The sequence below is a fragment of the Aquaspirillum sp. genome (genome assembly GCF_055136605.1).
The window spans coordinates 1-10,520 of sequence record NZ_JBSQVP010000074.1 but is presented as its reverse complement, the minus strand read 5'-3'; the positions used below and the strand labels follow the sequence as shown (position 1 = coordinate 10,520).

Genomic DNA, 10,520 nt, shown 5'->3' with positions numbered 1-10,520 from the left:
TGGGCAAGTCTGAGGATTACATGGAAGACATGCATAAACGTTACGCTAGCAAGGAGTTGTTTGTCAAAGACAGCATAAAAGCCAATCAAAAACTGAAGTTTAAAACCAAAGGTGGCCGTACGGTTTATGGCGGCGGAGGCGTGACTCCTGATGTTTTTGTACCTCAGGATACAACTTATTATACGGCATATTTGGTGGAAATGTTCGCAAAAAACATCTTTAGAGAATATAGTCTAAACTACACGGTTCAGAATACGGCCAAGCTGCAGGCCATGGGATTTAATACTTTTCTTAAAAACTTCCAAGTCGATGATAAAATGCTCACCGACATGAAAGCCATGCGGACGAAAAATCAGGTGAAGTTTTCGGAGAGGGATTTTCAAAAATCCAAAGCATTCATAAAAACACACGTGAAGGCTCTGATTGCCAGAAACGTTTGGAAAAACAACGAGAACAAGACTACAGCAAAAAGATTGAAGAACGCAGACTCGATCAAGTTATAGCAGAACGAGTAAGCAGAAATCTTCGTTTAGATTTAGACAAAGGTCGTCACATTGATTTAGAATGTTAAACATGAACAAGTTAATAGAAAATGGAAAAGTAGGAATCGTATATTCTCCAGGATTTGGGGCAGGATGGTATACTTGGAACACAGAATATCCAGAAATTGTTTTTGACCCAACTATAGTAAAATATGTAGAAACAGAACGTTGGGACGAACTCAAGGTATATGTAGAGCTAAAGTATCCAGAAATATATGCTGGAGGCATGGACTCATTACAGGTAGAGTGGGTTCCTGTAGGAGCTCAGTTTAAAGTAACAGAGTATGACGGCAATGAATCTATAGAATATAGAGACAGTGACAATTGGTTAACAGCTTGAAAGGCACAAAATGGCAGGTAAGGCAAAATCGGTTTATTTGACTATAAACCCAAAAGGTGGATTTACAACAGTTGGCAAAACTGCTGAATCAAAACGTGGCCAGCTTCCATCTTTAATTATGTGCCTTAGGCTATTGCTTTTTTCCACATGAAAACGGTATTGTTCGCGCTGTACCAAGCAACTGCTTGGTCAAGGTGCTGCTAATGGGGATTAACACGAGATAATCTAATACCCCAAAAATATAACAAGCCAATAAAAAAGCACCTTTGTCCGTTTTTATGGAGGAGAGTTTCATGAGCGAAAGCTACCAAGCGTTTCATCGCCGGTCGATTGAACAGGCCGAATCATTCTGGGCTGAACAAGCCAATTTGATCGACTGGCACACCCCGTATCAAAACACCTTGGACTACAGTAACCCCCCATTCCGTGATTGGTTTGTCGGGGGCGAAACCAATCTGTGTCATAACGCAGTCGATCGCCATTTGGCCGACCGTGCCGACCAAAACGCCTTAATTTATATTTCGACAGAAACCGGCGTTGAAAAAAACTACACCTTCCGCGAGCTGCACGAAGAAGTCTGCCGTACGGCAGCGATTTTGCAGACTTTAGGTGTGGGCAAAGGCGACCGCGTGCTGATTTATATGCCGATGGTGCCAGAAGCCATTTTTGCCATGTTGGCAACCGTGCGTTTAGGGGCCATTCATTCGGTGGTCTTCGGCGGGTTTGCCTCGCATAGCTTGGCGACACGGATTGATGATGCTCAGCCTAAAGTGGTGATTTCGACTGACGCGGGTATGCGTGGCGGTAAGGTGGTGCCTTACAAGCCACTGTTAGACAAAGCCTTAGAGCTGGCAGAACACAAGCCCGACCGTGTGTTATTGGTCAATCGTGGTCTTGATCCTGAGATGGACATTGTGCAAATGCGCGATGTTGACTACGCCACGTTGCGCGCCAAACACATGGATGCGCGTCCAGCCTGTGAATGGGTAGAGTCTAACCACCCAAGTTATATCCTCTATACCTCCGGCACTACCGGTAAGCCGAAAGGTGTGCAACGGGATACCGGCGGTTATGCGGTGGCGTTGGCTGCTTCGATGCGCCATATCTACTGTGGCAATCCGGGTGAAACCTTCTTCTCGACGTCGGATATTGGCTGGGTGGTGGGCCATTCTTACATCGTCTATGGCCCACTCATTGCCGGTATGGCAACGGTGGTCTACGAAGGCTTGCCGATTCGTCCTGATCCGGGTATCTGGTGGCAAATCGTTGAGAAATACAAAGTCAGTGTGATGTTCACCGCACCGACGGCATTGCGCGTCTTGAAAAAACAAGACCCTGCCTATCTGAAGAAATATGACTGTTCAACCTTGCGCGGCCTCTATCTTGCTGGCGAGCCGTTGGATGAGCCAACCTCGACGTGGATTACCAGTGAACTCGGCGTACCGGTGTACGACAACTATTGGCAGACCGAAACCGGCTGGCCAATTCTGACCGCTGTACCAGGGGTGGAAAAAACACCGCTTAAGAGCGGTAGCCCAAGCTTCCCTGCTTATGGTTATAACGTCAAAATTCTGAACGAAGGCACAGGTGAAGAAGTCGGTGCGGGTGAAAAAGGTGTGGTGGTGATTATGCCGCCAATGCCCCCCGGCAACCTGAGTACCATTTGGGGACAAGATCAGCGGTTTGTGGATACTTACTTCTCTTCTTTCAACAATGTGCTGGCCTATTCCACCTCTGATTGGGGGATTAAAGACGAAGACGGCTATTACTTCATCCTCGGCCGTACCGATGATGTGATTAACGTTGCCGGCCATCGCCTTGGTACTCGCGAGATTGAAGAGGCGGTTTCTGGTCACAGTGCCATTGCGGAAGTGGCCGTGGTTGGGGTGCAAGATGCGTTGAAGGGACAAGTGCCTGTTGCCTTTGCTGTGGTCAAAAATCCGGCGGATTTGGATGACCCAGTCCGTCGTGCGGAATTGGCAAAAGAAGTGATTAGCAAAGTCGGCAGTGAACTGGGGGCGATTGCCAACCCAGCACAAGTGCACTTTGTTAGCCAGTTGCCAAAAACCCGTTCTGGCAAGGTATTGCGCCGTTCGATTCAAGCGATTGCTGAAGGTCGCGATCCAGGTGATTTGACCACTTTGGACGATATGACCGGCATTGAGCAAATTCGCCAAGCCATCGTGAAATAAAACTTTCCACAAAAATTAGTCATTTAACATTGCAAGCGTTCGTCTATTAAATAGGCGAACGCTTGTTTTTTTGCGTTAGAATCGCGCCGCACCACTTCGAAATGGCTGGCAACCCTAACTGCCCTACCCGTGGTGAGTCCGTCCGGTAACGGCGGCGCTGTACTTGGAAGGGTTCCAGATACAGTCGGGAATGTGAAGCCTGTCCATTACACAGCCATGTTGCTGTGTTAGACACAGGAAAAGGACTGTGTGCTAGCTGGCGCACTTTCTTGAGAGCAGTTTGCATGTCTTCTTTCCGTATTGCACCCAGTTTGTTGTCTGCCAATTTCGCCTGTTTGGGGCAAGAAGTGGAGACCGTGATTGCGGCAGGTGCCGATCTGATCCACTTCGATGTGATGGACAACCACTACGTCCCTAATTTAACCGTGGGGCCGCTTGTGTGTGAGGCGATTAAACCTCATTGTGGGCAGACCCCGATTGATGTGCATTTGATGGTAGAGCCGGTGGATGCCTTGGCTGCCCAATTTGCTAAAGCTGGGGCAGGGTTAATCACCTTCCATCCGGAAGCGTCGGCGCATATCGACCGCACCTTGTCGTTAATTCGCGATCACGGCTGTCGTGCTGGCTTGGTCTTCAACCCTGCTACGCCATTACATTACCTCGACTATGTGATGGATAAACTTGATATGGTGTTGTTGATGTCGGTGAATCCGGGGTTTGGTGGCCAAAGCTTCATTCCTTCCACTTTGGGTAAATTGCGCCAAGTTCGCGCTCGCTTAGACGCCTATTATCAGGAAACTGGCCGCCAAATTTGGTTAGAAGTCGATGGTGGTGTGAAGATTGACAATATCGCCGAGATTGCCGCTGCTGGCGCAGATACCTTTGTTGCAGGTTCAGCGATTTTTAACACCCCCGACTATGCGGCCACTATCGCTGCTATGCGGGCACAGTTAGCGACGGTTGCCTGATGACCGCTGCCGTTTATATCATCACTGGTGCATCGCGTGGCTTGGGCGCGGCCTTATTCACTGCCCTTGCCGCGTCTGAACGGCAATTGGTCGGCATTGCTCGTGAGGGGTTGCCGGCAGAGCTCGTACAACAGGCCCAGCAAAAAGGGGCAATTACCGAGCAGATCGCGGCGGATTTAAGCACTGCCAGTGGGGTTCAAACGGTGGCAGCAGCCTTGCATGAATTGGCCGTCAAACCTCGTACACGCTGTTATCTGATACACAATGCTGGCACCCTTGATCCGATGGCGTTTGCCGGACAGTGGCAAGACCCCACTTGGGTGGCGCGTTCCATCGCGCTGAATGTCAGTGCGCCGATGCAGCTGACCGATGCTTTTTTGCGTGCAACAGTCGGTATTCCCGACCGGCGGCTATTGTTTATCAGCTCTGGTGCAGCACATCATCCCTATCCGGGTTGGAGTGTCTATGGTGCAAGCAAAGCCGCACTCGACCAATTTGCCCGTACTGTCGCCCTTGAGCAAATCATGGTGCAAGAAGGGGCGCGGGTTTGTGCGTTGGCACCGGGGGTGATTGATACCGATATGCAAAAGCAAATTCGGGCGGCAGACAGTCAACAGTTTCCACAACGCGAACGATTTGTCAGCTTGAAACAAGAAGGGCGCTTACAAAGCCCTGCTGAAGCTGCCCAGCGTGTTGCTGCGTGGCTACACCATGCGGCTTTCGGTGAAACGGCGGTGTTAGATTTGCGCGATATTATGTTATCGACCGCTTCCGCGTTGGAATAGAAAAGGATAATCATGAGCCCGATGCCAATTCAGGCAATTGCCTTTGATTTAGACGGTACGCTGGTCGATAGCTTGCCTGATTTAACCATTGCTGCAAATGCGGTGCGCCAACACTTTGAATTAGCGGCATTGCCCGAGGCCGCTATCCGCCGCTTTGTCGGCGATGGTGCGGCGATGTTGGTGGCGAGAACATTGGCAGGCGATAGTCAGGCAACACCTTACGATCATCCGCAGCACGCGCTGGCGATGACGGTGTTTGCCGAAGCTTATCTCGCCTGTGTCAGTGCTCACACCGAACTTTACCCGGGGGTATTGGCTGCACTGCAGGCTTTACACGCCAAGGGTTTACCCCTAGCCGTGATTACCAATAAGCCTTTGCAATTTACCGAACCACTATTGCAAGCGGTGGGGATTGCCACCTATTTTCAACAAGTTTGGGGCGGTGATAGCCTGACCGAAAAGAAACCCTCTCCCTCGCCATTGCTGGCGTGTGCCGAAGGTTTTGGTCTTGACCCCGCTGCCATGCTGATGGTGGGGGATTCGAAAAACGATGTGCTGGCAGCTCGTGCCGCTGGTTGTCCGGTGGTGGCGGTGGACTATGGCTACGCGGCTGATGTCGATGCCCTCGCCGCCGATCAGGTCGTTTCTTCGTTAACTGAGTTGCTGGCGTTGTTGCCAGACTGAGCCCCCAACGGATTTTTTCACCCTATTTTGTGCTGTAAGGAGGAGCGTCGCCGCTGTGGTTATCTCGTGTGATAACACAGGACGACGCAAACATGCATGATTCGTAAGTTAATCAGCCGAGTATTGCGCTTGCCCCTTGCGGGTGAGCACAAGGCTCGGCCCAAAGTGATCCCGTTTGCCCAACATGGTATCCGGCGCGATCAAATGAGCTCACCAGCGCTAAAAGTCGTCGCTGCCTTACAACAAGCGGGTTTTCAGGCTTTTATCGTCGGCGGTGCGGTGCGAGATGCCTTATTGGGACTGACACCAAAAGATTTTGATGTCGCGACTAACGCCACACCAGAGCAGGTTCATCACCTTTTTCGCCGTTCGCGCATTATTGGCCGCCGGTTTCGGATTGTGCACGTTACGCTAGAACGGGAAGTGATTGAAGTCACGACTTTTCGTGGTGGGCAAGAATCGGTAACCGATGCCCAAGGGCGAATTTTGCACGACAATGTCTTCGGTTCGCAGGCAGAAGACGCTAGCCGCCGTGATTTCACCGCAAATGCGCTGTTCTTTAATCCCACTGACGAAACCATCATCGACTATCACCACGGCGTGCGTGATATTAAACAGCAAAAGCTGGTGATGATTGGTAACCCAACCCAACGCTATCGCGAAGACCCCGTGCGTTTATTGCGTGCAGTGCGGTTGTCGGCGAAGTTGGGTTTAGAAATTGATGACAATACCCGCAAGCCCATCGCTGAATTGGCGGGTTTATTGCGGAATGTGCCAGCGGCACGGCTATTTGATGAAATGCTGAAGATGATGTTTTCTGGCCATGCCTACGCCTGTATTCGGCGTTTGCGTAGCGAAGGCCTGCATCACGGTATTTTTCCGCTGCTGGATGCGATTGGCATTGATGATGAAGTGGGACATGAGTTCGTTCGTTTGGCATTAGAAAGCACCGACTCGCGGGTGCAACAAGATAAACCCGTCTCGGTTGGTTTCTTGCTGGCAGCTTTGTTGTGGCATCAAGTCCGTGTTCGTTGGCAGACGATTCAAGAGCAAGGTGAAAAATCCACACCGGCACTGTTTTTGGCCATGAGCGATGTTGAAGCCGAACAAGATGAACAACTGGCGATTCCGCGCCGCTTTTCTGCCACCATGCGCGAAATTTGGGCCACACAACCGCGTTTTGAACAACGCAGCGGCCAACGTCCTTTCCGGCTATTAGAACATCCGCGTTTCCGCGCCGGCTATGATTTCTTAGTGTTGCGGGCCGAGGCTGGTGAAGTCGATGCTGAATTGGCGCAATGGTGGGAAACCTTCCAATTTGCCGATCCAGCCACACAGCAATCGATGTTGATTCGTGAAGAACGCCATCCACGCAAGCGGCCACGACAACGGCGGCGGCGTAAACCGAGTGCGGAGGCCTAATGGCAAAAGCGGCGATTGCTTTGGGCAGTAATCTCGATCAACCAGCACAGCAATTGACATTGGCAGTGGCGGCATTGGCTGAGTTGCCACAAACCGTCGTTGGGGGCATATCTCGTTTTTATCGTACTGCCCCCGTTGGTTATGCCGACCAACCCGACTTTGTGAATGCGGCGGCATGGGTAGAGACACAGCTGTCTGCAGAGGCTTTGTTAGATGCCTTGCTCACCATAGAGCAACGCTTTGGCCGTGTGCGTACCTTTGCCAATGCGCCGAGGGTGCTCGATTTAGATTTGCTGTTGTATGACGATTCGGTTATGTTGACAGAAAAATTGACATTGCCGCACCCACGTATGCACGAGCGTCTGTTTGTGTTAATGCCATTGGCAGATATTGCTGCCGATTGGTGGATACCTTCACAACAACAAACGGTAGCGGCATGTTTGGCTAATTGTTTGCAATCAGCTGTAGGACAAGACATCACCCCGTTATAACTTTTTCGGCTGGGCGTTGTGCGCTTGCGCCCTGCGATGTCTTTTCATTCTGAGCAAGGAAACCACGAGCATCCGTTATGAACTATCGCTATATCGCCATTGAAGGCCCGCATGGTGCAGGGAAAACGGCTTTGGCACAAAAGCTGGCCGAGCGTTATCAAATGTCGCTGTTACTCGAGGACAGTCAACAAAATCCGTTTCTGACCGGCCTCTATCAAAACCGGCGGCACTATGCGTTGCCCTATCAGTTACACCTCTTATTACAGCGCGGTGTGTGTGCGAGCGAACTGACGGCACAGGTAGAAAGTGAGACGTTTATCCCACGGATTGCCGACTTTGCGTTTAATCGCGAGGTGTTTTTGCCTCAAGTGATGCTTGAAGAACCAGAATGGCTTCTGTATCGTGCGTTGCAGCAAAAGGTAATGCCGATGCATCCGGTGCCCGATTTAATGATTTATCTGCAAGCCTCTCCCGAGACATTGGCCAAGCGGATTGCACAACGGGCGCTGCCGCATGAACGGGATTTTCCTGATGGGTATTTAAAAGCCGTGGTGACGGCCTATAGCGAGTATTTTCATAGCTATGATGGCGCGGCACTGATGATCGTGAATACAGATAATATCGATTTTGTCGCCAATCCCGACGATTTCGAGTTGCTGCTGGCCCGTATCCAAGAGATGCGCGGGCCAAGAAGCTATTTCAACAAGAGCATTTGATAATGCTACGGTAAAACGGAGAGCGGATGAAAGTCACTGTACATAGCCTGGCAAAACAGGCGGCGGCAGGTGAAAAAATCGCGATGTTGACCTGTTACGATGCCAGCTTTGCCCAGCTGATGGACGAAGCTGGCGTGGACATGTTGTTAGTGGGCGATTCTCTCGGCATGGTGATCCAAGGACAAAACTCAACCTTGCCAGTCAGCCTTGATGACATGCTCTATCACACTCGTCTAGTGGCGCGTGGTGCGCAACGGGCGATGGTGGTGGCAGATTTACCCTTTGGTGCCTATCAACAAAGCCCACAACAAGCTTTTGCTGCGTCGGCGGCATTGATGGCAGCCGGCGCGCAGATGGTCAAACTGGAAGGTTGGGCCTATATGGCGCCGACGGTTGCCTTCTTGGTGGAGCGTGGTATTCCTGTCTGTGCCCATATTGGTTTCACGCCACAATCGGTGAACACATTAGGGGTACGGGTGCAAGGCCGTGGTGAAGAAGGGGCGGAACGCCTCTTGCAAGATGCCCTCGCCTTACAAGCCGCCGGAGCAAGTCTGATTTTGATGGAAATGGTCCCTGCTGCCCTTGCCGAGCAAGTCACACAACAGCTGTCAGTGCCTACCATCGGCATTGGTGCTGGTGTTGGCTGCAGTGGTCAGGTGTTGGTGGTGTACGACATGCTTGGCATCTATCCGGGTAAAAAAGCGCGCTTTGTGCGTGATTTTATGGTGGATACAGGTGCGATTCCGGCTGCGATTGCTGCTTATGTGACGGCGGTGAAAGACGGTAGTTTTCCTGCTGCAGAACATAGTTTTTAAGCTGTGTGATGTGTTCAGTCGTTCTGAGTTTTCTGAAGATTTTTTCCAATGCATATTTTTCACACGATTGCTGAAGTCCGCGCTTGGCGGCGAGAGCAAGAGAGCGTGGCTTTTGTGCCCACGATGGGCAACTTACACGAAGGCCATTTGAAATTAGTCGCTGCGGCAAAACAGCGTGCGGCACGGGTGATTGTCAGTATTTTTGTCAATCGTCTGCAGTTTGGCCAAGGCGAAGATTTCAACAGCTATCCGCGTACGTTTGACGATGATTGTCAAAAGCTGATTACTGCGGGGGCAGATGCTTTGTTTTTCCCGAATGAGCAAGAGCTCTATCCACGGGTGAAACAAGATTTCAATGTCGAACCGCCGCATGTGCAAAATGAATTGTGTGGCGCTTTCCGCCCGGGCCATTTCCGTGGCGTGGCGACAGTGGTATGCAAGCTGTTTAACATTGTGCAACCTGATGCCGCTTGTTTTGGTAAGAAAGACTACCAACAGCTACATATCATCCGCGCCATGTGTGCTGACTTAAACATTCCAGTTGAGATTGTGGCGGTGGACACTGGACGGGCAGAAGATGGGCTGGCGCTGTCGTCGCGCAATGGTTACCTGACGGCAGAAGAGCGTGCCAAGGCCTCGCGGCTGTATCACAATTTGTGTGTGATTCGTGATGCTTTGTTGGCCGGTGAACATGACTATGCTTCGCTAGAGCAAACGGCAGTGGCCGATTTGGTTGCTCATGGCTGGCAGGTGGATTATGTCGAAATTCGCCAAGCGGATACCTTAGAAATTGCCCATGCGGGTGAAAAACGCTTGGTGATATTGGCTGCGGCGCGTCTTGGCAAGCCACGTTTAATTGATAATCTCGAAGTTTTTATTTAAGGAAGTCGCCTCCCATGCAACGCAGCATGTTGAAATCGAAATTACATCGCGTTACCACCACACATTCCGAATTGCACTATGTGGGGTCGTGCGCGATTGACGAAAATTTGTTAGAAGCCGCTGATATCCGTGAGTTTGAAGAAATTCAAATTTGGAATGTGACCAACGGTGAGCGTTTTGCGACTTACGCTATTAAAGCGGAGCGTGGATCTGGGATTATTTCGGTCAATGGCTCGGCATCACGCCGTGCCGCCGTGGGCGATATTTTGATTATCGCTAGCTTTGCTCAGTATGAAGAGGCTGAATTAGGCGATCACAAGCCCAAGTTGTTGTTTGTGAACGAAAAAAATCAGCAAGTGGCGCTTGAGGATGCTGTTGCCACACAGCGCGCTTAATTCGCTACTGAGCCTAAAAACTGCCGCGTTAAACATGCGGCAGTTTTTTTATGCCCTTTGAACTTTTCTCTAAGCTAATGAACTACTCCCGCTGACCGGCTAGCGCCGGTACAGCGTGAGTTTCGTGGCTCAGCACGGCGAAACGTCCACCGCTCCCCACCTCGGCCAGTTCCTGACCGGAGGCGCTAGCTGTCAGCGCCCAATTCAACATCACTCGCGCCGCATTTTCGTCGCGGCTGCATTCAGCCCCGCAACTACAACGATGAATGCGCTCCGCGAGCGTTTTTT

Annotated in this window: 14 protein-coding genes; 12 read left to right on the top strand and 2 right to left on the bottom strand. The window is 50.9% G+C overall.

What is annotated here, in order from left to right:
- From ACTBZS_RS10760 to ACTBZS_RS10750, 3 genes are all read left to right on the top strand, one after another.
- The coding region (locus ACTBZS_RS10760; protein ID WP_463044118.1) for a hypothetical protein at positions 1–503 on the top strand (503 nt) is incomplete at its 5' end.
- Positions 504–573: 70 nt separating this feature from the next.
- Entirely contained in the window at positions 574–882 is a 309-nt protein-coding gene (locus ACTBZS_RS10755; RefSeq protein ID WP_463044117.1) for a hypothetical protein, read from the top strand.
- 293 nt (positions 883–1,175) lie between these two features.
- Entirely contained in the window at positions 1,176–3,074 is a 1,899-nt protein-coding gene (locus tag ACTBZS_RS10750) for a propionate--CoA ligase (protein WP_463044116.1), read from the top strand.
- 46 nt (positions 3,075–3,120) lie between these two features.
- On the opposite strand, the gene ACTBZS_RS10745 is transcribed toward ACTBZS_RS10750, so the two are convergent.
- A complete protein-coding gene (locus ACTBZS_RS10745; RefSeq protein WP_463044115.1) occupies positions 3,121–3,360 on the bottom strand; it encodes a hypothetical protein in 240 nt (79 codons plus the stop codon).
- On the opposite strand from ACTBZS_RS10745, the gene rpe reads away from it, so the two are divergent.
- The 9 genes from rpe to panD all read left to right on the top strand — a co-directional run bounded on the left by rpe (position 3,359) and on the right by panD (position 10,232).
- Complete coding sequence (gene rpe / locus ACTBZS_RS10740) at positions 3,359–4,042, top strand: ribulose-phosphate 3-epimerase (protein WP_463044114.1); 684 nt, start codon at positions 3,359–3,361, stop codon at positions 4,040–4,042. The two genes, ACTBZS_RS10745 and rpe, sit on opposite strands and share 2 nt — an antisense overlap.
- Positions 4,042–4,827 (top strand): SDR family NAD(P)-dependent oxidoreductase, encoded by a 786-nt coding sequence (locus ACTBZS_RS10735; RefSeq protein ID WP_463044113.1) that lies wholly within the window; start codon positions 4,042–4,044, stop codon positions 4,825–4,827. Before rpe ends, ACTBZS_RS10735 begins: the two co-directional genes overlap by 1 nt.
- 12 nt (positions 4,828–4,839) lie before the next feature.
- A complete protein-coding gene (locus tag ACTBZS_RS10730; RefSeq protein WP_463044112.1) occupies positions 4,840–5,511 on the top strand; it encodes a phosphoglycolate phosphatase in 672 nt (223 codons plus the stop codon).
- Positions 5,512–5,607: 96 nt separating this feature from the next.
- Positions 5,608–6,933, top strand: coding sequence for a polynucleotide adenylyltransferase PcnB (gene pcnB, locus ACTBZS_RS10725; protein ID WP_460431339.1), 1,326 nt, complete (start codon positions 5,608–5,610; stop codon positions 6,931–6,933).
- The gene (gene folK / locus ACTBZS_RS10720; RefSeq protein WP_463044111.1) at positions 6,933–7,424 is read left to right on the top strand and encodes a 2-amino-4-hydroxy-6-hydroxymethyldihydropteridine diphosphokinase; all 492 of its coding nucleotides are present in this window, start codon (positions 6,933–6,935) and stop codon (positions 7,422–7,424) included. The genes pcnB and folK overlap by 1 nt, the downstream gene beginning before the upstream one ends.
- Before the next feature lie 77 nt (positions 7,425–7,501).
- Positions 7,502–8,140, top strand: a complete 639-nt coding sequence (locus tag ACTBZS_RS10715) for a deoxynucleoside kinase (RefSeq protein WP_460431341.1) — start codon at positions 7,502–7,504, stop codon at positions 8,138–8,140.
- Between the two features lie 26 nt (positions 8,141–8,166).
- The gene (gene panB / locus ACTBZS_RS10710) at positions 8,167–8,955 is read left to right on the top strand and encodes a 3-methyl-2-oxobutanoate hydroxymethyltransferase (protein WP_463044110.1); all 789 of its coding nucleotides are present in this window, start codon (positions 8,167–8,169) and stop codon (positions 8,953–8,955) included.
- A 48-nt stretch (positions 8,956–9,003) separates the two neighbouring features.
- The gene (panC, locus tag ACTBZS_RS10705) at positions 9,004–9,837 is read left to right on the top strand and encodes a pantoate--beta-alanine ligase (protein WP_460431342.1); all 834 of its coding nucleotides are present in this window, start codon (positions 9,004–9,006) and stop codon (positions 9,835–9,837) included.
- A gap of 14 nt (positions 9,838–9,851) precedes the next feature.
- The gene (gene panD / locus ACTBZS_RS10700) at positions 9,852–10,232 is read left to right on the top strand and encodes an aspartate 1-decarboxylase (RefSeq protein ID WP_460431343.1); all 381 of its coding nucleotides are present in this window, start codon (positions 9,852–9,854) and stop codon (positions 10,230–10,232) included.
- Between the two features lie 82 nt (positions 10,233–10,314).
- Here panD and ACTBZS_RS10695 read toward each other — a convergent pair.
- The coding region (locus tag ACTBZS_RS10695) for a hypothetical protein (RefSeq protein WP_463044109.1) at positions 10,315–10,520 on the bottom strand (206 nt) is incomplete at its 5' end.

What these genes read in the sequence shown, in the direction of transcription:
- ACTBZS_RS10735 (WP_463044113.1), top strand. Translation starts at nt 4,042, where the DNA reads ATGACCGCTGCCGTTTATATCATCACTGGTGCATCGCGTGGCTTGGGC.
- ACTBZS_RS10750 (WP_463044116.1), top strand. Translation starts at nt 1,176, where the DNA reads ATGAGCGAAAGCTACCAAGCGTTTCATCGCCGGTCGATTGAACAGGCC.
- ACTBZS_RS10730 (WP_463044112.1), top strand. Translation starts at nt 4,840, where the DNA reads ATGAGCCCGATGCCAATTCAGGCAATTGCCTTTGATTTAGACGGTACG.
- rpe (WP_463044114.1), top strand. Translation starts at nt 3,359, where the DNA reads ATGTCTTCTTTCCGTATTGCACCCAGTTTGTTGTCTGCCAATTTCGCC.
- panB (WP_463044110.1), top strand. Translation starts at nt 8,167, where the DNA reads ATGAAAGTCACTGTACATAGCCTGGCAAAACAGGCGGCGGCAGGTGAA.
- ACTBZS_RS10715 (WP_460431341.1), top strand. Translation starts at nt 7,502, where the DNA reads ATGAACTATCGCTATATCGCCATTGAAGGCCCGCATGGTGCAGGGAAA.
- panC (WP_460431342.1), top strand. Translation starts at nt 9,004, where the DNA reads ATGCATATTTTTCACACGATTGCTGAAGTCCGCGCTTGGCGGCGAGAG.
- folK (WP_463044111.1), top strand. Translation starts at nt 6,933, where the DNA reads ATGGCAAAAGCGGCGATTGCTTTGGGCAGTAATCTCGATCAACCAGCA.
- panD (WP_460431343.1), top strand. Translation starts at nt 9,852, where the DNA reads ATGCAACGCAGCATGTTGAAATCGAAATTACATCGCGTTACCACCACA.
- ACTBZS_RS10755 (WP_463044117.1), top strand. Translation starts at nt 574, where the DNA reads ATGAACAAGTTAATAGAAAATGGAAAAGTAGGAATCGTATATTCTCCA.
- pcnB (WP_460431339.1), top strand. Translation starts at nt 5,608, where the DNA reads ATGATTCGTAAGTTAATCAGCCGAGTATTGCGCTTGCCCCTTGCGGGT.
- ACTBZS_RS10745 (WP_463044115.1), bottom strand. Translation starts at nt 3,360, where the DNA reads ATGCAAACTGCTCTCAAGAAAGTGCGCCAGCTAGCACACAGTCCTTTT.